The organism is Spirosoma migulaei, assembly GCF_054776855.1.
In genome coordinates this window covers 761,131-782,194 of record NZ_BAAHBG010000027.1, presented here as the reverse complement: position 1 = coordinate 782,194, position 21,064 = coordinate 761,131, and the positions used below count along the sequence as shown (strand labels likewise).

At 44.5% G+C, this 21,064-nt stretch carries 21 protein-coding genes; 8 read left to right on the top strand and 13 right to left on the bottom strand.

The features are described from left to right. A partial coding sequence (locus ACYVGO_RS28100; RefSeq protein WP_460972098.1) for a hypothetical protein occupies window positions 1–355 on the bottom strand: 355 nt, incomplete at its 3' end. 335 nt (window positions 356–690) lie between these two features. Here ACYVGO_RS28100 and ACYVGO_RS28095 point away from each other — a divergent pair. From ACYVGO_RS28095 to ACYVGO_RS28080, 4 genes are all read left to right on the top strand, one after another. Continuing rightward, complete coding sequence (locus ACYVGO_RS28095; protein ID WP_256366041.1) at window positions 691–825, top strand: hypothetical protein; 135 nt, start codon at window positions 691–693, stop codon at window positions 823–825. Between the two features lie 295 nt (window positions 826–1,120). After that, window positions 1,121–1,978: a universal stress protein gene (locus ACYVGO_RS28090; protein ID WP_460972097.1), complete on the top strand. Its 858-nt coding sequence runs from the start codon at window positions 1,121–1,123 to the stop codon at window positions 1,976–1,978. 324 nt (window positions 1,979–2,302) lie between these two features. Next, window positions 2,303–2,749: a hypothetical protein gene (locus ACYVGO_RS28085; RefSeq protein WP_460972096.1), complete on the top strand. Its 447-nt coding sequence runs from the start codon at window positions 2,303–2,305 to the stop codon at window positions 2,747–2,749. An 11-nt stretch (window positions 2,750–2,760) separates the two neighbouring features. Continuing rightward, window positions 2,761–3,258, top strand: coding sequence for a hypothetical protein (locus ACYVGO_RS28080; protein WP_460972095.1), 498 nt, complete (start codon window positions 2,761–2,763; stop codon window positions 3,256–3,258). Window positions 3,259–3,531: 273 nt separating this feature from the next. On the opposite strand, the gene ACYVGO_RS28075 is transcribed toward ACYVGO_RS28080, so the two are convergent. The 6 genes from ACYVGO_RS28075 to ACYVGO_RS28050 form a co-directional block, all read right to left on the bottom strand. Then, window positions 3,532–3,861 carry a hypothetical protein gene (locus ACYVGO_RS28075; protein WP_460972094.1) on the bottom strand — a complete coding sequence of 110 codons (330 nt, stop codon included), beginning with the start codon at window positions 3,859–3,861 and terminating at the stop codon, window positions 3,532–3,534. Between the two features lie 166 nt (window positions 3,862–4,027). Further along, complete coding sequence (locus ACYVGO_RS28070; RefSeq protein ID WP_460972093.1) at window positions 4,028–4,438, bottom strand: hypothetical protein; 411 nt, start codon at window positions 4,436–4,438, stop codon at window positions 4,028–4,030. A gap of 242 nt (window positions 4,439–4,680) precedes the next feature. Next, on the bottom strand, window positions 4,681–5,889 hold the full coding sequence (locus ACYVGO_RS28065; RefSeq protein WP_142772619.1) for a glycosyltransferase family 4 protein: 1,209 nt from the start codon (window positions 5,887–5,889) through the stop codon (window positions 4,681–4,683). 167 nt (window positions 5,890–6,056) lie between these two features. Then, a complete protein-coding gene (locus ACYVGO_RS28060) occupies window positions 6,057–6,827 on the bottom strand; it encodes a glycosyltransferase family 2 protein (protein ID WP_460972092.1) in 771 nt (256 codons plus the stop codon). Then, a complete protein-coding gene (locus tag ACYVGO_RS28055; protein WP_142772621.1) occupies window positions 6,824–7,420 on the bottom strand; it encodes a WcaF family extracellular polysaccharide biosynthesis acetyltransferase in 597 nt (198 codons plus the stop codon). The genes ACYVGO_RS28060 and ACYVGO_RS28055 overlap by 4 nt, the downstream gene beginning before the upstream one ends. A 12-nt stretch (window positions 7,421–7,432) precedes the next feature. Beyond that, window positions 7,433–8,365 (bottom strand): glycosyltransferase family 2 protein, encoded by a 933-nt coding sequence (locus ACYVGO_RS28050; protein ID WP_460972122.1) that lies wholly within the window; start codon window positions 8,363–8,365, stop codon window positions 7,433–7,435. A gap of 133 nt (window positions 8,366–8,498) precedes the next feature. On the opposite strand from ACYVGO_RS28050, the gene ACYVGO_RS28045 reads away from it, so the two are divergent. From ACYVGO_RS28045 to ACYVGO_RS28030, 4 genes are all read left to right on the top strand, one after another. Then, window positions 8,499–10,487 (top strand): sialate O-acetylesterase, encoded by a 1,989-nt coding sequence (locus ACYVGO_RS28045; protein WP_460972091.1) that lies wholly within the window; start codon window positions 8,499–8,501, stop codon window positions 10,485–10,487. 64 nt (window positions 10,488–10,551) lie between these two features. Next, complete coding sequence (locus ACYVGO_RS28040; protein ID WP_460972090.1) at window positions 10,552–11,316, top strand: methionyl-tRNA formyltransferase; 765 nt, start codon at window positions 10,552–10,554, stop codon at window positions 11,314–11,316. A gap of 91 nt (window positions 11,317–11,407) precedes the next feature. Beyond that, window positions 11,408–12,256, top strand: a complete 849-nt coding sequence (locus ACYVGO_RS28035) for a polysaccharide deacetylase family protein (protein WP_142772624.1) — start codon at window positions 11,408–11,410, stop codon at window positions 12,254–12,256. 294 nt (window positions 12,257–12,550) lie between these two features. Then, entirely contained in the window at window positions 12,551–14,044 is a 1,494-nt protein-coding gene (locus ACYVGO_RS28030; RefSeq protein WP_460972089.1) for a hypothetical protein, read from the top strand. A 26-nt stretch (window positions 14,045–14,070) separates the two neighbouring features. Here the strand turns inward: ACYVGO_RS28030 and ACYVGO_RS28025 are convergent, their stop codons facing one another. The 6 genes from ACYVGO_RS28025 to ACYVGO_RS28000 all read right to left on the bottom strand — a co-directional run bounded on the left by ACYVGO_RS28025 (window position 14,071) and on the right by ACYVGO_RS28000 (window position 21,051). Continuing rightward, window positions 14,071–15,225, bottom strand: a complete 1,155-nt coding sequence (locus tag ACYVGO_RS28025) for a glycosyltransferase (RefSeq protein ID WP_460972088.1) — start codon at window positions 15,223–15,225, stop codon at window positions 14,071–14,073. A 20-nt stretch (window positions 15,226–15,245) separates the two neighbouring features. Continuing rightward, entirely contained in the window at window positions 15,246–16,412 is a 1,167-nt protein-coding gene (locus tag ACYVGO_RS28020) for a glycosyltransferase family 4 protein (protein WP_460972087.1), read from the bottom strand. Continuing rightward, the gene (locus ACYVGO_RS28015; protein WP_142772628.1) at window positions 16,412–17,791 is read right to left on the bottom strand and encodes an O-antigen ligase family protein; all 1,380 of its coding nucleotides are present in this window, start codon (window positions 17,789–17,791) and stop codon (window positions 16,412–16,414) included. Before ACYVGO_RS28015 ends, ACYVGO_RS28020 begins: the two co-directional genes overlap by 1 nt. A 108-nt stretch (window positions 17,792–17,899) precedes the next feature. Next, window positions 17,900–18,799, bottom strand: a complete 900-nt coding sequence (locus tag ACYVGO_RS28010) for a glycosyltransferase family 2 protein (RefSeq protein WP_460972086.1) — start codon at window positions 18,797–18,799, stop codon at window positions 17,900–17,902. A 7-nt stretch (window positions 18,800–18,806) separates the two neighbouring features. After that, window positions 18,807–19,916: a glycosyltransferase family 4 protein gene (locus tag ACYVGO_RS28005; protein ID WP_460972085.1), complete on the bottom strand. Its 1,110-nt coding sequence runs from the start codon at window positions 19,914–19,916 to the stop codon at window positions 18,807–18,809. Window positions 19,917–20,031: 115 nt separating this feature from the next. Beyond that, window positions 20,032–21,051 (bottom strand): hypothetical protein, encoded by a 1,020-nt coding sequence (locus tag ACYVGO_RS28000; protein ID WP_460972084.1) that lies wholly within the window; start codon window positions 21,049–21,051, stop codon window positions 20,032–20,034. Between the last annotated feature and the right edge of the window lie 13 nt (window positions 21,052–21,064).

Genomic DNA, 21,064 nt, shown 5'->3' with positions numbered 1-21,064 from the left:
ATCCTTTATAGCTCAAAGGCACATTGGTATACTTATAACTCAGGATCTCAGCATCCCCCTGCCCACTAAAAACAGCAATATTGTCTTTGACCTGAACAATCACTTTGAGCGAGATGGCGTCGGCAGCGTCACTCATCTTTTTGTACTCCGTGATCAAATACCCTTTATTCTTATCAAATTGGTCAATAAAAAAACCTGCCGTTTCAAGTCGAAAGGAAATGATATCCAGCAAAGCTGAATCAGACAAGGTGGCAGCTACTTCAATCCGATGGGCTCGTTTAGGAATGCTTGCTTTTTGTGAATAGCCCGCACTAGCAAGTGAAAAGAATACCAGAGTATAAAAGTAGCTTTTCATGAAATAATGAGGTTTCTGGCAAATATAATGCCCAAGCCTATAGCTTTGACCATTCCAGGATGCTGATTCTATAATCAGCAACGCATTCCTTTCTCGGTATAGCGGGATTCTGATCAGATTGCATAACTACTTGAAAAGGCTAGCCGTACTAATTAATGTGACTTTTTGTTTTTGTTGAGGAGAGTATAGTGGACTAAAAGGCGGTAAACTCAAGTTTATGCGCCTTTTAGTAAATTTATCATAGGGTATAATGTTAATAGGGTGACAAAAATTCTATGAGAACGTCTAATATGGTAACATATTAAAACTCCTTTTTACTAAGCCATTTTCGACCAATGAACAACAGGACTAGACCTACTATTCAGGATGTGATAGACATAGCAAAGATGTATGTTGAGCAGGGGATAAGCCGGGAGGAAGCCATTCGCCGAGCTATAGCCGCCAGCACGCCTATTGGCAACGAAAAGTAAAACCGTGCCATATTGATAAAAAGTAACACGTCAGGAACCTGTTGACTTCCGGAAATTCACCGTTTTTGTACACCCATGTAGTTAGACTGAATCGCTCGCCAGACGATATGCTGGTGAGAAATGTGTACAGCTATTTCACTGCCGTGAAAAATCTGAATGCGATGACATTGTCAGCTACGGAAGAAGGCTGATTGGTAGTGATAATAATCATTCTACAGTCTGACCGTCATTAGATTAGTGGCTCCATTACTGAGGTAGTTTTGATAACTACATTTCGAAGAAAGCCACTAATGCCATGAAAAAACTTGTATTTCCAACCGACTTTTCAGAAGCCTCTGTTCTTGCCTTACCAGTAGCTGCACAAATAGCCAGAACACTTAGCTTGGAACTGCATCTGGTGCACGTACTCTCGCCCCGATTCCAAACTACCAATGCACAATATGGGGCAACGCTAAGCCGCCTTGAACATTCCTTCGATGAACTTCAGTTGCAACCTTATCTAAGCGGGATACAGGTGCATGCACATGTTATTACGGGCACCTCGCCCGCCGATTTGCTGAACGATAATCGGTTTGCAAAAGCTGACTTGATAGTAATGTCTTCGCGAGGAGCTACCGGCTTAAAGGAAACGTTGCTTGGCTCCCATGCTGAACACTTGATACGGTCGGCCAGCATGCCCGTGCTGGTACTGAAAAAAGCACCAGCCTCCATTGGCTTTAAAACGGTTGTATTTGCATCTGACTTTACCGATGATTATGGGGATTCAGTTGATTTTCTGCAAACCTTGCTCAGCAAGTTTGACAATGCAGTTATCCATCTATTGTTTGTAAATACCCTCAGCCGTTTTGAACAGACTTCTGAAGTGAAAGCGCGTATGGACACTTTTGCCAAAGAGCATAAGTTGGATGGATGTACGTTTAATCTACAGGATGACTTTGAAATTGAAACAGGTTTGCTCAGTTTCGCCACGGAGAAACAGGCGGATCTTATTGTACTCGGTACGCATGGTCGAGGTGGGCTTCGTCATCTGTTTTCAGGAAGTATAGCGGAAGATGTAGCAAACCACACATCTATTCCAGTATTGACGTTACCACTCAAGTCGGACCCTATCCGGATACATGTTTTGAGTGGCCCGGCTCCTGGCATGATTTAAATTCAGTCCCAACAAATTGTCCGCAGTAGTTACGAACAACGAGCTTTTTGTTGACTCGTTTGACCAACTGCCCAACCCTCGACGAACGGGTTCTTTATCTTGATTGAATAATGCTGCTAATTTATTGTAAGTTTACAATTTTCATAAGTGTAGTACAAAATTCACATATTTGAATAACTTGCACCAAAATGGTTAATTAACTAAACGGGTATACCTGCCGTTTTTCGTATACGACCATCAACTGCCTCCTTCTTCTTAGGTAGCTGGTTTGTACGAAAAGACATTGGTCATTAACCGACATTGTTTTTTAACGAACTACATGGAATGGGTGCATTGGAACAATCAGATAGCTCACTGGCTGCTCAGGAAGTTACTCGTGGTAAAGACTGCCTTTCCTTATATGATCGGTATAGTGCTTTAGCGTATGGAATAATTTTGCAGATTATTCCGGAACCTGAGTTAGCTCAAACGGTATTAATTGATTTGTTTACATCATCACAGCTAAGGCCTTACGCAGAAGAGGCTCTCTTGGGAAGCCGTGATATTATTCGTTTGGCCAGAGCAAAAGCACTCGAATCAAGACCTGAAAGGTTAACAAAGTCTGTGGCTATTCAGGACTCTATAACGAACGATAGTATAGGGAAACTCGTTTTTGATTTGTCGTTCTATAGAGGGTACTCAATCGGGGAAATCGCAACTCAATTGCAGCTCACTCAAACGAATGTATTGACTTTGATTCATGATTATTTTAAGCAGCAACGTTCGTCTTAACTGACTTGACTTTGAAGAACTATCAATATTTAACAAGCGGTGTTCTGGAGGGGTATCTGTTAGGGTTGGTTACTGGACAGGAAAAGGAGGAGCTAGAGCGTATACTGGCTACGGATGAAGACGTTTTGTCTCAGTTAAAGGAACTGGAAAGAGAAATGGAAGCCTATTTTTTGCAAAACGCCGTTCCACCACCACCAGGTATTCGGGAAAAAATTGAATTGCTTATTAGCGAAACAGAGATCAAAAAATGGGTGGAGCCGGCCTCTACCGATTTTGCCCCACCAACATCAGAACCTCGTTCAAATGAACCCCATTACGTACATGTTGACGTTGATAATACACATATCCGGGTTCATAAACACTGGAAAACGGCCTTCATTGCCATCTTTATCCTGTCCAAGCTATTTTTGATACTTGGCCTTTATTTTTATTTCAAATCAACTAGTCTGGAGCAGGAAGTTAACCGACTTAAGATTGAAGCCCAACAAGCTGAACAGTTGCGTCGTTGACAAATCCCGGAAATCGTATGTTGTCTAGGAATGAGTTACTATTGGTTTCCAACAATAGTAGCTGGTGCTAAAAAGGAAGAAGCCATTGAATGATTGCGCGTTTTTTGAAAAAGTACTAATCTTGGAAATGTACAGACGATATACGGCTCTTACGAACGTTTCTTGATGGTATTTTAAGGCGGTTATCAGCCAAGTTGCTATGGATTGTCGAACCCAATTTAGGTTAAGCTTGTAGTGAATTTGGGAAAGGTTGGTCGTTTACCAGTCGTAATTTCAGTAGAGTATTACTTGATGATGATTTACAAAATTGGCATCTTCTATCGTCATTAGATCAACAATTTCTCGCCAGAACCTGCTGGTAAACCCCTGAATTTGTTGGGGCATGTAATCAACCATTTCAAACTCCCTAATCATACTCTCACGCGAGTAAGGATCGACTTGTTTAATAATGAGCGACAGAGCAGTATAAATCTCGTATAGCTCGGCATTGCTGAACGGTGTTTCCCACTGTCGGGCCTGTACAGTGGGAAATACAGGCTTTGCGGTAAAACGGGAATTGATGTATTCCTTTAGTAAGTCTGATGGATTGTGTTGGCAGATCATAATCGTTATGTAGATAATACGAAACCAATTACCAAAACCTTGCCAATTTTGAAAACAGCCGCTATCTAAGAAGATAACGGCTGTAGAAACCTACCAAAGTATGTACCACATACCATGCGGCTTTACGAGTCGTTTAATCTGTTTGTTTTGCAACTAGAAAGAATAACTAATTCTTGTTCGTTTTCGTGGAGTGGCCATTGCTCATCTTTCTTTTGCTGCTCTTTTGGCTACGGCTAGCATTGGTTTTTTGTTGGGATGAATTTTGATTAATAGCCGCTGACTGATTAGCAATTGGACTGCCGCTCTGACCGCTGGCTCCGTCGTTGGTTGCACTACCATTTGTAGAACCGTCGACTGTTGAACTGCTTGTCGAGGGATTACCTGGCTTACTACGAATAGCCGCACTACTCCCAGTGGTTCCTGAACTATTTTTACCACTGGCACCTGATAAACCATTTTGCGAGGTTGAGGGTATTGTGCCATTGCGAATCCCGCTCGTGGAATTAGTTGCCTGGCCTTTGGCGTTAAAGCTAGCTATCGTGAATAACAAGGCTCCTAGTAATAGGCTCTTTTTCATATGTCCTGTTGATTTATATTTTCTGTTCATCAGATAATGTAGTAAACAACTGTGGCAGAAAAAGAAGGATTAACTGAGCGTACGGTATGGCATTGGTAGAAGGCTATGTGACACCTCCTGAGTAAGCGTGAAGCCCAGTAGAAAATGAACTAATCGGAAGTTGTTCTTTCTTACAATCGTGATCACACAACACAAAAAAAGCCCTTCGGAAAGTCCGAAGGGCTTTTTTTGTGTTGTAGTGCTTATAAGTAGTCTACAATTCGTTTTCCAGTGATACCATTTTGTAATTCCCGGCGTATAACCGCCCGTCGACGACGTGGGTGGGTTGATACGTACTTTACACGCATTTTGAGGGTAAAACTTACCAGCATGTAAACACCGAACAAGCAACCCAAAATCACGATGGACAGCGTATTGGAAATATTACGGTGTAATAACAGGAACGTAATTGTATTGAATAAGGATGCCCCGCAGAGTACAGCGGTTGCGCCTATATGAGAGAGCCCATTATCCAACAGAATATGGTGCATGTGATTCCTGTCAGCTGAGAAAGGTGACCGACCTGCCAGTATCCTAACCAGAAAAACCCGTAACGTATCGAAAATTGGGACGATCAGGATTACGATGGCAATTATGGGGGCATTGAAAAAGGCAGTTGGTTCATAACGATACGAAGCGTTTAGACTAACGAACCGTACCGCAAAGAAAGCCAGCATAAAACCAATAATGAGTGAGCCAGTATTGCCCATGAAAATTTTACTGGTTTTCGAGAAATTAAATCGTAGAAAACCCAGCAGAGCGCCCGTTAGCGTGAAGGCTAAACAAGCCATTGTAAAATGATTTGTTAATAAAAACCAGCCACCAAATGTACCACTGGCAATGGTTGCAATACCACCCGCCAACCCATCGATTCCATCAATCAAGTTAATTGCATTTGTAAGCGTGATAAAAATAAAGCACGTCAACAAAATACCAACTACTATATCAATGTGATGAAACCCCATAATTCCGTATAAATAATCCACGCGCAAGTCGCCAAAGAGAATCAGGATCATGGCGGCCAGCACTTGAAATAGTAACTTTTTGGCGGGGTCAATGCCAACTAAATCGTCTTTGATGCCGATAAAAAACAAAATTGTCATACCGACAATAGACAGATTCGTCCGGTAGATTTCGGTCTGATCAATACTAGGCCATAAGAAATAGGCAATCAGGATAGCAGCAAAAATGGCAATACCACCAAAGGTTGGAGTAGGGGTAGAGTGAGACCGACGTTCGCCGGGCTTCTCCATAAGCGATTTTAGTTCGGAAATCTTAATGATAACTGGAATAGCTATCACAGAAACAAAGCAGGCAACCAGAAACGCAAGGATACACTGATAGAGCCCGAGCGTAAACAGGTCGTCACTGAATTTATGTTGTAGATAGGCAATAAATAAATCAATATTCATAAGGCAGGACGTTTAGATATTGTTTCCCTTTCAGGGGTTTTCATAAACAACTCGTCGAGTAACGCTACCTGGGCCGTAGTGGTCATGAATTTCGGCTAGGAAAGGAGCGTAAAATTTTTGGGTTTAGCTAATCGCTGGGGTAAAATTTGATTTAACGGTTTGACTTGTTATTTATCAAGCGCTTCGGGGGGCTTGGTAATGTACTGTTTAACTTTGCGTAAAGGTTTCAGCCAGAACGTAAAAAAATAGGGAGTTAGACCGTTAAGTTGCCAGGCTAGTTTATCTTCCCGATTTGCCCGTAGTCGATTTTGCAAACTACTGTTACTGATTCCTCCAGCTCGCATCACAATAGTTACTTCATCCATATACGCAAGTTTGGCCTTGTTTTTGTGAATGAAGCGTAACAGCAACTCATAGTCGGCTGCACTCTTCATATCCAGCCGAAACGTACCATATTGCTCATACAGCCATCTTTTCGCAAAGAACGATAAGTGGCCTGGCATCCAACCCCATAAAAACGCATTCTCGCTATACCAGCCCGAGCGCCAGTAGCGTTTAAGCTTTGCTGGATTTGTACGCTCTACGTACAGCATATCACCATAAACAGCGTCACTGCCGGTTCGCTCAAAGGTGGCAACCATGTTTTCGATGACACGAGTATGGCGGTAGAAGTCGTCAGCATTTAACAGCCCGATTACGTCACCGGTAGCTAATTTGATGCCTTTGTTCATAGCATCATATAACCCTTTATCGGGTTCTGATATAAAGCGGGCAATTTTCGTGCCGTAGGACTGTACTAATTCTACAGTGCCATCCGTCGATTTTCCGTCGACAATAATGTACTCAATATCAGAATACGTCTGATTCAGAATCGATTCGATGCAGTCCCGAATAAACTCTGCGCCATTATAAACAACCGTTATTATTGAGACTTTCACGCTGTAATAGTTCGTTTCCGGACAAAAACGGCCGGAATACCCTGATAAACACCATATGCATCTAATGAATGCGTGGCTACTGAATTGACCGAAAGTACTGCATGAGATCCACAACGGACACCAGCACATACGACGGCCCTAGCCCCGATCCAGACACCATCCTCCAGTGTAATAGGGCGGGTGGTTAGGTCAAATGTGGACATACGATAATTGTGGTTACCGGTTAGCAACATGGACCCCTGAGATAGGCAGGCATTGTCTCCGATAACAACTTCACTTAAATTATCGATCCAAACCTGCTCTCCAATCCAGACGTAATTGCCTAATTGAAGTAACCAGGGGTATTTAATATTTACCGCTGGTTTAATCATAACGTTATGGCCGATTTTAGCCCCAAAAAGCCGTAAAACGGCTACTTTAAGGCTAGCGGGAATGGGGAGATAAGTATTTAAAAACCACGCATTTACCAAAAACCATAAAATAACCCGCCAGCGTGGACCATGATCGTACCAACTGTTGTCGAAACGGGATAGGTCAGTTTTTCCAATGGGGCTATCAGTGATTGGATCGCTTTTTTTCTGGTAAGATTCCATAGGTTGACGAGTTTAGGACTGACTAACCTGCTCCGGGCGGCTTGGGCGGAGATCTTTACCATATTCCGTTCGGAAGTAGTCAATCAGCGCTTCTTTATCATCGCCAACCCGCAGGTGTACTTCCATCAGTTTGGCATCGACCAGAAAGCGATACCACAGGCCTTGCAGAAAACACCAGGCAAGTCCCGCCCGACCATCCAGAAAGCCTAAACGAATAAAGTATCTGTAAATGAAATAGAGGATCGGCCGGGTGAAAAAAGGTAGCGATGCATATTTCTCTTTTAAAAATCGCATGCGCTGATCCTGGGTTCCGAAAAATCGGGCTTCTACAGTCTCTGCCTGATCGAAATGATGGCGATAGTTCAACAGGTTAATCATTTCCAGAATGGTATAATGATTATGTTTCTGCGTCCACCAGGTTAGGTTGTTCAGATTGTGATCAACAATGTCGTGCTCGAAATGAAAAGGATTTCCTTTGGTTAATTTGATATGCTCATCGTGCCAGACCTGTTCACAAAAGCCATCGCCCCGTCGCCAGATACGCATAAGCCAAATTGGGTAAAAGCTTCCGTGACGCATCCACCGATTCAGAAAAAATACCCGGCGTTTTACATGGATGCCACCCACTTCAGCAGGCAAATCAGACAGGCGCCGATTAATTTCGTCCCCTAACTCGGGCATTACGTATTCATCGGCATCCATACGCATCAACCAGGTGGTTTTAAAGGGCGTATGTTCAATGCCGAAATTAAACTGCGTGGCGTAGTTGACCCAGGCGTTTTGTACCACAACGGCACCCATTGACCGAGCTATTTCAACCGTTCGATCGGTGGAAAATGAATCGACAATAAATATTTTATCGGTAAAAGAAAACAAGCTCTGTAAACACCGAGTAATGTGTTTTTCCTCGTTGTATGTCAGGATGATGACAGATACGTCGGCCATACTTTTTGTCGCTTTAGGCATGATAAATAGCCTTTTTAATTCTTTTGTATGAAAAAGGCTGTAATTTTATCCGCCCGTTTTGAGCTTTATAAATCATGCAATATTATAACTTTTTTTAGACCGGACAAAGCCGATGAAGAGACTTTTCGTAGCCTTAATATTGTTTTTGTCATATTTTTCTTCTTTTGGACAGGTAGTATTTGATCAATTGCCCCGTGACTTACAACTGTATCCCCGCGATGGGAACAATCAGGCGGTTGTGGTTGTGAGTGGCAGAATGAACACGGCGGGCTATACTAAAATCGGAATGCAGGTACTGCGTGAGGGTGTCCTTACTAAAGCAGCCAGTCAAACACTTGCTCCATCGGTAGGTAATACGGCTTTTACCTTTTCATCAATTATAAAAGCTGAGCCGGCAGAATATGCGTTCCGGGTATTTGTTTATAAAGGAGTTGATTCACTACTCATTGTGGAACGGAAACGAGTAGTTTGTGGTGATGTGTACATCTTTCATGGTCAATCGAATGCCCTGGCACTGGCTGGTCTGGACACCTATTACTCCGTTAATTTCGACGATAAATACCTTCGAAATGCGTCTTCCGCATACGGAGGGCCAGCCTCCAATATGGCATGGTATCCTGCCAAGTTACCCTATGCCAGTGTGGGTGGATTAGGCCTAACAATTCAACGTCTGATTCTGCAAACCTATGGTATTCCAACCTGTGTATTAAATGGGGCTCAGGGTGGAACAGCTATTTCACTCCTTTTAGCTCGTAATCCGGCTAATCACGCTGATACAAATACATTCTATGGAAATCTGTTATATCGGGCACAATGGGCCGGAGTGGCAAAGCAGGCTAAGGCTATTATCTGGCGGCAGGGCGAAGAAGATGCCGGAACGGGAATTCCTGGATACGTAGAGAAATTTACGACGCTCTACAATCAGTTTCGCGAAGATTATGGCGATGCTCCTCGTCTTTATGTTGGTCAGATTAATATTCTGGCCAATAGAACGGACAGTGCAGCTGCTCTGCGGGATTTTCAGCGACGAACAAAGTACCTGTTCAAAAAAGTAGAAACAATCGCGACCGTTGGAACGCAGGGTTATGATGGCGTTCACTATGACCCATTAGCCTATCAGCAGCTTGCCTTTGAACAATTCAGACAGATTGCCCGTGATATTTATGGGTCGACCGATACGCTTCAGATCAATTCGCCGGATGTGAAAAAGGTGTTCTACAATGTTCGGAAAGATTCCATTACTCTGGTTTTCAATGAACAGATGCAGATGGTCTGGAAGAGCGATAGCTCGTTTTACAGTTTTGCTACAGGGGTAAAAAACTATGGTCGTGAGCTAAAGGATTTTTTCTACTTAGATCGCCAGACAGGTTTGCTGGCAGGCGGCTCAGCAACAGGAAATCGGGTAACGCTGGCCTTAAAACAACCTTCTACAGCCAAAACCATACGGTATCTGCCCGCTTTTTTCTCCGATAATTTCTCTAACTACTATGATGGACCTGTCCTGAAAAACACGCGCAACATGCGGGCTTTTTCATTCGATGGGGTTTCGATTGCCGATGCAATTGCAACAGTAACGACCCTGGCGGCTAAACCGCTATCAGAAAAACAGATTCAGTTGAACTGGACGGCTTCGGCATCTTCCCAGACGCAACTTCTGGAGCGATCAGACGGTAATGCCGCTACCTATAAACAAATTGCGTCCATTGCTGGTACTGCTGCCACCTATACAGATACGAACTTGCCCGATCCCTATGGAACCTACTATTACCGATTGCGGGCTTTTAGTAGTACATCGGAGTCAATTTATAGTAATGTTGTTGTTGCCCGACCGCTTATATTGGGACTGGAACCAACTGAACCAATGGTACAATTGTACCCGAATCCGTTGAGTGCCGATCGTTTACTGCATGTGGAAGCCAGCCAGGTTACCTTTACCGAATTCCTACTGCGCGACATGCTGGGGCGGGTTGTGAAAAGCTGGCATGGTACGGCTAAAAACACGCTGTCGGTTGGGTTAAATGATGTAGAAGCCGGATTGTATATCGCCAATCTCCAAACCGCCGATGGGCAAACGCTAAATCGGAAAATCGTGATCCGTTAAGGAACGGGCACTTCCTTTCCGCTGGATTCCGTAGTTTTGTGGCATTACCATTAGCCAATTGTTTATGCGCCTTGTGATTCTTACGCAGGATGATCCATTTTATCTCGCCCGCAATATTGATTACCTGCTGAAAAAACTGCCACCTTACGCCGAAGTTGTAGCAACGGTGGTGTTCGATGTGTCGCCATTTGGTAAGCGCGAAAGTTTCAGCGAGAAGATGAAGAAAACCTACGATATCTTCGGCCTGCCTTTTTTTGTACGCTACGGATTCAAATATGTCATGTCGAAGTTAGACAGCCGGAATAACGTTCGAAAAACGCTGGCTGACCGAAACATCCCGCTGATTCATATTGAAGGCAATATCAATAAAGACGAAAACTTAGAAAAATTACGGGAATACAAGCCAGACTTACTGGTATCTATTGCTGGTAATCAGATATTTAAACAAAAGTTACTGGATGTTGCAACCTATGGTTGTATCAATCTCCATACCGCTTTACTGCCGAAGTATCGTGGCCTGATGCCTTCTTTCTGGGTATTGAAAAACGGAGAAACGCATACTGGGGTGTCTGTATTTTTTGTGGACGAAGGCATTGATAGCGGCCCGATTCTGGTTCAGGATAAGCTCGCTATTGGTACTATGAGCCAGGCTGAGTTGATCGACGTAACCAAGAAAATGGGAATGGATGCCATCTTGAAATCCATCGATAAAATTCATTCAGGTACGTACAAACTCATTGAGAATGATGCCTCGCAAATGACCTATTTCACCTTTCCCACCAAAGAAGACGTAAAGGCCTTCCGCGATGCCGGGAAACGGTTTTACTAAAAAAGGAAGGAAAGGGAGACAGGAGGAAGGGACGAAGGATTAATCACTTCCCTTTTCCTTTGCTCCCTTTCCTTCCTTTGCTCCCTTTTTTATGAATATCCTGACGTTTGATATTGAAGAGTGGTTCCATATTCTGGATAATGCCTCAACCCGAACCGAATCGGAATGGGGTCGCTACGAGAGTCGTATTCACCAGAATATGGATCTTATTTTCCAGCTTTTAGACGAAACCAATAGCCGGGCTACGTTTTTCTGTCTGGGTTGGGTTGCTGATAAACACCCCGATGTAATTCGACGCATTGATGCGGCCGGTTATGAAATAGCGACGCATTCGTATGCGCATCAGTTAGCGTATGAGCAGACACCAGCCCAGTTTCAGGACGACCTAGTACGCTCGATTAAGCATTTGCAGGATATTACGGGCAAAAAAGTGCGGTCCTATCGGGCACCGGGTTTTTCTATTAAAGAATATAATCGGTGGGTATTCCCGATTCTGGTTGAGCAGGGTATTGAAATCGACTGCTCTGTATTTTCGGCTCGACGTGCCCACGGGGGCGATGCGTCGCTGGCGATGTTTGAGCCAGGTTATCTAAACGTTGGAGGAACACTTCTGAAAGAATTTCCGATCAATACGGCTGCCGTATTAGGGCAGGACCTGATTTTCTCGGGCGGGGGATACTTTCGATTGTTTCCCTATAGAGTGATCAAGGGATTCATGCGTCGCTCTCCTTATGTGATGACCTATTTTCACCCGCGCGATTTCGACGCAAAGCAACCGATGATTCCGGGACTGAGCCGGACACGCCAGTTTAAGTCCTACTATGGTCTCCAAAACTGCTGGCCTAAGTTAAAGAACTTACTACTCGAATTCCCATTTGTAGATCTGGCTGAAGCCGACCGGCAGGTGGATTGGACTAACGTAGTGCAGCGATCGGTGTAGAGAGTATTTAAAGAGGATTAATTCAACTACCAACTACGGTAAAAACTTCACTACGTTAAAAAAATGGTTGCTGATTACGCGAAGAATAGACAGACGGCTACATGGTTTAGTTTACTCAGCGCCATTCCTATACTGATTTTTTTCTATACCTTTTTTCAATTCATCAGTAATATTCCATTCCAGGATGATTATGATGCTTTATTAGAACCTGTAACAAAGTTCAAGCAACTAACTCATTTTTCCTGGTCTGAGTTTGTGAATATTGTTTGGACGCAGGATGATGAACGACGAATTGTGGTCGATCGACTTGTTGCGATCACTACCTATCTGATAACAAGTAAACTAGATTTACGGCTTCAGGCATTTTTAGGATTGCTATCATTGCTTGGTATATTTTACCTGATTTATACCATTATCAGAGATGGAAAACTACCAGTTAGTTTAGTACTTATCTGTGCGTTATTGTTATTTCATATTCAGTACTATGAGACAATATTCTGGGCAATGATCCCATTGCAGCATGTCATTGTTTATTTCTTTGTTTTACTATCATCTTACTATTTATATTCAACTAAGCCCACCAACCTTATTGGTGCGTTAATCATGGCAATCTTTGCCATTTTAAGTGATGTAAGCGGAACGTTTGTTTTACCCGTTGGCTTATTTCTATTGTTGGTGCAACATCGCTGGAAACACAGTATTATCTGGGCTCTCGTAATCGGGGGAATGGTGTTTCTGTATTACCAAAATTTTGAAGTACCGTCATTTCGCCCCAAGCTCTCCGATAATCTCCAACGCCCGGATCTGATCATTGGTCGAATTTTGGTTGCAAGTGGGGTTGCATTCGATGCTAATACCCTACTCCCCTCTAAGGTCCGTATCGGGTTTATTATGGCGGCTGGTGCTGTTTTATGGGGTATTGTGATCTATTTTGGATTTGGTCTTATCAAAGCTGCCTTCAATCGGTCAGGCATTCTATTTGCCCGTTGGGAGAGTACATTGTGGGGGGGATTACTTCATTTCGGTATAACCCTGCTTGCGCTGGCAGTAGGAAGAGCCATTGAAGGTATTGATCCATTATTAATTAGCCGTTACAAACACATAGGGTTCATCTGGTTAATTCTTATCATTCTTTTGGTCGCCAGTCAATTGAAAACCAGAAATCAGGTTTTATTCAGTAAAGCATGGATTGTAGCCAGTATCGGCATTTTTCTATTTAGCTATTTTTATTATTTAGTACCCCTCGATTATTATTATAAAGAGCGATACACGGATATATACGGATGGGAATACAATCGAGCCATACCCAGCTCCCCGATTTATATAAGCGTCAGGCCATCGGTAGATACAATGACAATTCAGGCTATTCGATCTGGTGTGTATGAATTACCGAAGAATTACTTTTTTAATGGACCTTATCAGAATAAAAAGGAGCTGATTAATTTGTCCGTTGAGCATGTAGGTGGACATACGTTATCCTTTACAAATAATACATTTTCCCGGAAATTTGGAAAACAAAATGGAGCGTTTATTATTCTTAAAAGTGACGCCCAGCAGCAAATTATCCCAACCCAGCAGAATAGATTTTCGTTGAAACCTTTTCTGCTTTCGTTCGGAAGAAACTATTATGCAACTGGGTTTTCGGGGATACTTTCCAGTAAATACTTGCTGCCTAATCAGACGTATCAGATATTTGTTTTAGAGATTGATGGGGATAAGAAAAATCTCTACCCTACAAAATCTAAAATAGAAACTGGGAGTGATTCCGTAAACGTTGTCAGATTATAGTTCTCTAAATTGCCCACTGTAGAGGCTTATTTCTTCCGGCTAATTTTTGTGTACTCATCTAAAAGTTGCTTTGCCACCACGTCAATATCATACTTCTCTTTTACCATCTTTGTGGCATTATTGGCAATCTGAGTACGGAGTGTGTCGTTACTCAGCAACGTTTCCAAACCAGCTGTAACGGCTTCAGGGGTTAAGCTGGACAAGATACCAGCCGCTTCGTGTTGCCGAATGGCATCGCTAAAACCAACCCGGTCCGAAACCAACGTGGGCGTTCCGGCGGCCATTGCTTCAAGAACAGCCATCGAAAATCCTTCAGAATAGGAGGGGAGCGTGAATAAGTCGGCGTCAGCGAGGGCTGCTTTCTTATCGTCGCCAGTAAGCATACCAACTAGCCGAATTGAATTGTCAAGCTTATATTGGCTAATAAACTGCCGGGTTGTGGCTTCGTAGCCATCATCGGAGCCTGCTAAAGCCAATACGGTATCAGGGTGTTGCAGCACATAATCCCGAAAACCGGGCAGGAGTAAATCCAGGCCTTTTTTGGTGTTCAACCGACTCATAAACAGGACTAATTTCTTATCTGTAGGTAGGTTGAATTTATGTCGGAATGTGCCTTTGGGCGGTAGTACGGCGAAATCACTCGTCTTTACACCATTTGGAATAATAACCACATTGGGATGTGGTTGACCCAGGTAACGCAATATATCTTCCTGCTCGTCGGCATTGTTAATCTGAACTAAATCGGCTCGTCGTAAATACGCTTTTTGGGCCAGCGTATTCATCAACTCCTTTTTCCAGTTGTGATGAGCATATACCCAACGGTCTAATACCCCATGTATGGTAATGACTTTCGCCACGGTACGGTCGAGCATAAACGGAGCCAGGGTTCCGAAATGCCACAAACCGTGGCAGTGAATGACATCGTATGCGTGAACGTGTTTCTTGAGATACTGGTACAGTTCGATCGAAAACTCCCGAAAAAAACGGCTGACTGGCGGGGTACGCTTGCACAGAATAAGCCGGGCACCCTCAGGAACAGGATAGGGCTTTTCGCCGGGAGAGTAAGGACTTAGGATATCTACCTGATGCCCATAGCGAAGAACAACCTGCGTATGGTCAAAAATAATTTTGGGTGGACCACCGGCTTGCCAGGTGTATGCACAAATATTTAGAATTCGCATAGATGCCGCGAAATAACCGATTAGTTAGTGATTTTAATAAAACCGTCAAGCATCTCCTGGGCAACCACTTCTGGTGCATAAGGGGCAATCAACTGTTTGGCTGCTTTTCCCATCTGCTCTGTATCGACGGAGTTGTCCATAAACAGAACCAATTGATGGGTCAGTTGAGCAGGTTGATCTGGATCGAATACAAAGCCATTTTGGCCGTTATGGACCAGATCAATAGCGCAGCCACACCGATCTGATATAATAACGGGTAGTCCGCATGCCATTGCCTCGTTGACCACCAGGCCCCAGGGTTCTGAGCGACTGGGTAAGACGAGTACATTACTAAGGGCCAGCACCTCCGGCACCTTGAACCAGGGGCGCCCTGGCAAATGAATGACTTGCTCGGTTAACCTAAGTGTGTGTATTAGCTGGGTCAGGTTGGCTTGTTCAACTCCATCGCCAAGCAGAATGACCCCCCACTTGGCGCCGTTGGCTGATTCTTTGCTCGCTTCGGCAAAGCTAGTGAGTAGCATCGGTAAGTTCTTGGCCTCAATGAGCCGACCGACAAACACAAAATTATTTGGCCGTACCCCTAGTACCTGCTGTTGTTGAGCGCGAGAAGCCAATGCACGTTCGAACGTGGAACGAAGGGCCGTATTATCGACGGCGTTTTTGCGAAGTAAAATTTTTGAAGCGGGAACGCCTAGCTGAATCACATAATCGGCAGCCTGACTACCAAAACAGAAAAAGCCATCGCATTGCCTGAATACCCACCGTTTAACCCGTTCTTTCCAGCCTCCTCGTTGTTGATCAGCAGCTGTACTTTCGTTCTGCATAACAACCCGAATGCCATTAGCTTTGGCCCATACTAAGAGTAGCAGCTGCGCGGGGTCATAATACCCAGTCAGATTGATAACATCTGGCCTATAGGCTCTGGCCTGCCGGAGCAATGCCTGTGTCCGCTCTCGAACACTAATATCTTCCACATATCGGTCGAAGAGCAATTCGTAGTTATACGTGTACGTAGGTGGGGCTTCTTCTGGATTTGCTTCCAAACCAGCGCGGGAGCGCTCGTTACGGGCAATTTGTATTACCTGCACCGATATGTCGTTCCGCTGGTCGACCAGTTGCTGTAATGCCTGAAATACGCTGGATTTATAGTGCGCCCAGAGTAAATTGTGGACAATAAGGATACGCATCAGGCCGATTCGGGATTTGATACCACAATATATTGATCATGGGCGTCGACCGGCGCATTGTCCAGTAAATGGGCCGGGAGCAAGTGTTCGACTCCCATAAATCGAATCATGAGTGCTAATGGGAACCAGAATGAAATCTCAAACGGTCTTCCGTTCGTGATCGATTGAATTAGAATCAATAGGAAAAAATAAGCCAGAAAGACGCTCAGCGGATTCGGATTCTGGCGCATGATTCGTATCGCATAGTATCCTGACATGCCAATGACACCTCCGAACAGGGCTAATCCTAGAATCCCCATATCCGCAAGGGCTTCCATAATGGGCACATCCAGGTATAGGAACTTATAGCCGTATCCAAAAATGAGCATCTCGAGGTGGCCCAAGAGTACGTTTCGAAGAAAGGTGGCACTTACAGAACGGTTAGCGGTCGAGTCATCAAGAGCGGCCTTATAATCAGCTCCCTGTGCTTTCAGACCCAGCAAGGCATACAAGGTTTCTAAATTTCGCTCCGCAAACGAGGTGACATAATCATATAAAACCAGGTAAACGGTCAGGTATCGTTGGAAAAAATAAAGAACCCCGAAAAAACCAACCACCATAATCATGATGGGGATAGGGCTAATCAAACTACGGGCAGCCGCGCGAATCTGGGCGGGCCGAACATTGAAATACATGAATAAAACCACTGCCAAAATCAGCGCGACGATAGCCGACCGAGTTTGGGTGAGCACCAGAACCGCAATATTCAGAATACCGGCAAAAAATGAAAGGAGTCGAAATAAGACATGGGTTTTTGGGCGAAGGAGCCAGATGGCGCAGGCAATAACACCCATAAACGCGTTCCTGGAAAAAGCATGCGGGTTTCCTGATCCTGGATCACCGTTATTCAGCGTAATGGTTGCTCGTTGCCCAATAGCCCATGTTGGGTCCGTAATCAGTGAATAAATCAGTCCCAAATTAGATACTAGGGTAAAGAGTACCACTACTGGAATAAACAACGGGATAATATCATTCGGTATATTGATAAGCAGGAATAGAAAAATAAGCATGTACGCATAATAGATCATATCCCGGTCATAGTCTATGAAACCTGGTACACCATTATACACAAACATGTACAATATACTAAGCAATAGGAAGGATAATCCCATCCAGAACATAGTCATATTGGGGCGGTAAAGTCGGCGTAAGGCAGTAAATGGAATCATTAATACCAACCCACCGGCCAGAGCGGCTGCAGTAAACGCGGTGCTACCCGGTGCCAGGCGCATTGTTTCCCGGAAAAAGAAGATTAGTGGGTAGCCATCCACAAGAATACAGATGCCGACAACCATCCGCATGTAATCGAGGGCTTTCACTAAGCGAATAAAGTTGCTCATAAACAGGTATTAGTTTAGAGTTTGACGTTTGTCGTTTGATGTTAGTTGCTATACAGTTGCTTTCGTGCCAGCTAACATCGAACAACAAACTATAAACTTAGACCCTTGCTACTTTCTTGACCGATTCAGGTTCAGTCGGTGACGAACGTACCCGAACTCACCTTTGAGAGCAAAAGTCAATAATTTACGCACGCGACAATAACGTTGCCAGAATGATGGACCCATTGATGACGTTAGCATGGGCAGGTATTTTTCTTTTACCAGCTTATGTTCCTGTATGCCTACGGTAGCGGCAATAGTTGACGATTTAGCATCAGGCTGTACCCGAAAACCACCCCAGAAGCCATCGACGTGCCGGAATTGTATGCCTGGCTGAACGCCTAGCCGGGCCACAATTTCGTAGTCGATCACGAAACGTAGCGTTTCATCAAGCAAACCAAACTCGCTCAGTCGGTCGCGCCGGATAAACAATGACTGATTAAACACCTGCATACCTTCGTAAAGCTGACATTCCACACAAAATTCGGGTGCCCGCATTTCTTCCAGAATAACGTCGTCTTCGTCGGTGATGTACATATCACCAAAAAAAACATCGGTTATGGGTGCTTTCTGCCAGGCTGCTGCTACGCGGCTAAATGCATCCGGCGCAAACACATCATCAGAGTTCTGAAACGCAACATAATCGCCCGTGGCCCGGCGAAACCCTTTATTGATGGCATCCGTCTGGCCCCGGTCTTTTTCGCTCACCCAGCCAGCCAGATACGGCTCGTATTTTTTGATGATCTCAAGACTCCCATCCGTTGATCCACCATCCATAATGAAATACTCCAGATTAGGATAGTGTTGGTTTAGAACGCTTAAAATTGTCCGTTCGAGATACTGGGCCTGATTGAACGACGGGGTAACAACCGTTAGCTTCGGGTAAGCTTTTGGGTCAGCCGCAAGATTTGTTTGCGGGCTATACGGTAGATTTACAAATGAATGGAGCGAGTTGTTCGTAGGCTTCATACTGTCGTTAGCGCAGAGATTGGTAAACCTCCAGCGTTTGCTGAGCAGTTTTGTCACATGAAAAATGAAGAAGCCGCTCGGTGCCTTTCCGACGCAGATCGGCGCAGAGAGCGTCGTCGGTTACCACGCGCTCAATGGCAGCTGCCATCGAATCATCGTCTTCAGGATCAAAATAAATGGCAGCATCGGCTCCAACTTCGGGCAATGAACTCCGATCGCTCAACACAACCGGGCAATTGCTACTATAGGCTTCCAGAACAGGAATCCCGAATCCTTCATTCAGCGATGGAAAGACAAATGCACGTGCGTGTTGATACATCGTTACCAGGCCAGCGTCTGTCAGGGGACGATAATGGATTCGCTCATTGAGCCGAGCGGCATGGAACAACGCTTGTTCTTCAGCGGTAAACGAACCTCCTCCTGCACAAATGATGTGCAAATCTGTATGCCGATGTAAGACGGGCTGAATGGCTCTAAAGAAACCGCTGAAGTTTTTATAAAGCCCTCGTTTACCAACATACAATAAATAGGGTGCCGCTAAGGGAGACTCCTGCGGCTTGGTCTGGGCTACGTACTCATTGAAGGTGGAACCAAGTAGAACAACCTTTATTTTATCCGGCTCAATCGGGAAGTAACGAAGCAAATCCTGTTTTGAGAACTCTGAAATACAGATGACACAGTCGGCCCGGCGCAGAAGTTGCTTTTTCGTTTCATAGATCCCTTCGCCCAATTCAGGATATTGTTCACCATATCGCTCGCTGGTAGCATCGAAAAACGTAAGGACAAATGGTTTTTTGCCGATATCCTTCAAAAAATAGCGATGGTAATACGTTGGATGAAAAATATCGAATTTACCCGCCCGAACCCGCTGCAGGCTGCTCAGACGATTTAAGACAGACGCTACCCGGTGGGCATTTCGCAGGTGGGCAAAGCGTGGGTAACGTAGGTGATTGCTCAGTGATGCCTGATTCAGGTATTCATTATTCGAGAATCGCAACGATAGTTCAAATTCAATATCTGACCGTTTGGAAAACGAGCGCATCAGGTCAAAAAAATAGCGGGAAACACCCCCATAAGGCAGGCCCGTAAACGATTGATGGTCGAAGAGTACTTTCATGAAAGGAAAACCTACAAACCAATCGATTTGTATTTTTCTGAGAAAATTGACTGGCAAAAATAGGGCTATTTGCCGATAAATCCTTAACCAGGATTGATTATTCGGTCAGTATTCCTTACTTGATGACAGGGACGTATACTCGATCAAGAAAACGGGTAATGGTTCGCATCGACTTAATCGTAGCATATCGCCAGCCCCATACCACCGGCGGCTCAGGTTGCTGCCCGTATGCAGGATTACTCGTCTCAACGAGTAATGACTGAGCTGTAACTGATTGACGATAGGTACTTAATAAACTTACAATTTCGGGCCGACTTGAGAGACGGACCCGATTCTGATGCGGGAAAAAACCTTCGTCTGGATTGAATAAACCCTTGAAATTAACAAAAACCAAGGGCTCATTCTGGCCTGTAGGGCCACTGGCTTTCCAGGTATTGGCTTTCGTGTGGATGGTTCGTTCCGATAGATTCCAAAGGGCGACATGCCAGCCTGGGTTTTTGACAATGGCTACTCCCCGAAACATGACCGGTACATGCATTAGCCAGAGTTGATCCAGACACAGCCCCTCACAAAAGTTAATAAAAGCTCGTTCTCGCACCCGATTATCCCACCATGCCAGGAACCGATCCGTTTCGGCTGAGCGCCTAAATGCCAGGAAATCGGAACAGTACAGGCCAATATTCTGAAAAAATTTTTCATCAGGCCACGATTTATCCTGTAAGCCAGTTGTTGGATTTCTCGTAATAAAGGGTGTCAGCAAGATAGTCGATTTGGCCAGTAACGCCCAGATTGGGGTAGGAGAACTCAAAAAGCAGCTATTCGGATCGGCGTATATGAGCTGGTTTGTATCGGGATACCGCCGAAATGCTTCGGCAATAAATAATGGCTTACAGGCAGCTGCAAACTCGGTTGGCGTATACATAGCCGACAACTGCTCTAGCTGCCCAGCAGGTACTAATTCACCAATTGGAAGTAGCGGATAGGGCGACACAAAGCCAGTAGGCAGTTGGGCAGGATCATCTACTAAACCAATTAATACCGGTTCCGATTGGCCGGTAGTCGTGAATAGATTGATACTAGCACCCAGTGCAAGAGCCTGGGGTAATTGACGGATTGTACAGATTGTTAGTAGCACAGTGGGCGCAAAA

Coding starts and splice junctions, on each gene's coding strand:
- ACYVGO_RS28075 (WP_460972094.1), bottom strand. CDS start 3,861: ATGATCTGCCAACACAATCCATCAGACTTACTAAAGGAATACATCAAT.
- ACYVGO_RS28020 (WP_460972087.1), bottom strand. CDS start 16,412: ATGCGTATCCTTATTGTCCACAATTTACTCTGGGCGCACTATAAATCC.
- ACYVGO_RS28035 (WP_142772624.1), top strand. CDS start 11,408: ATGAATATCCTGACGTTTGATATTGAAGAGTGGTTCCATATTCTGGAT.
- ACYVGO_RS28015 (WP_142772628.1), bottom strand. CDS start 17,791: ATGAGCAACTTTATTCGCTTAGTGAAAGCCCTCGATTACATGCGGATG.
- ACYVGO_RS28025 (WP_460972088.1), bottom strand. CDS start 15,225: ATGCGAATTCTAAATATTTGTGCATACACCTGGCAAGCCGGTGGTCCA.
- ACYVGO_RS28005 (WP_460972085.1), bottom strand. CDS start 19,916: ATGAAAGTACTCTTCGACCATCAATCGTTTACGGGCCTGCCTTATGGG.
- ACYVGO_RS28065 (WP_142772619.1), bottom strand. CDS start 5,889: ATGAATATTGATTTATTTATTGCCTATCTACAACATAAATTCAGTGAC.
- ACYVGO_RS28040 (WP_460972090.1), top strand. CDS start 10,552: ATGCGCCTTGTGATTCTTACGCAGGATGATCCATTTTATCTCGCCCGC.
- ACYVGO_RS28010 (WP_460972086.1), bottom strand. CDS start 18,799: ATGAAGCCTACGAACAACTCGCTCCATTCATTTGTAAATCTACCGTAT.
- ACYVGO_RS28045 (WP_460972091.1), top strand. CDS start 8,499: ATGAAGAGACTTTTCGTAGCCTTAATATTGTTTTTGTCATATTTTTCT.
- ACYVGO_RS28050 (WP_460972122.1), bottom strand. CDS start 8,365: ATGGCCGACGTATCTGTCATCATCCTGACATACAACGAGGAAAAACAC.
- ACYVGO_RS28095 (WP_256366041.1), top strand. CDS start 691: ATGAACAACAGGACTAGACCTACTATTCAGGATGTGATAGACATAGCA.
- ACYVGO_RS28090 (WP_460972097.1), top strand. CDS start 1,121: ATGAAAAAACTTGTATTTCCAACCGACTTTTCAGAAGCCTCTGTTCTT.
- ACYVGO_RS28085 (WP_460972096.1), top strand. CDS start 2,303: ATGGGTGCATTGGAACAATCAGATAGCTCACTGGCTGCTCAGGAAGTT.
- ACYVGO_RS28070 (WP_460972093.1), bottom strand. CDS start 4,438: ATGAAAAAGAGCCTATTACTAGGAGCCTTGTTATTCACGATAGCTAGC.
- ACYVGO_RS28055 (WP_142772621.1), bottom strand. CDS start 7,420: ATGGAATCTTACCAGAAAAAAAGCGATCCAATCACTGATAGCCCCATT.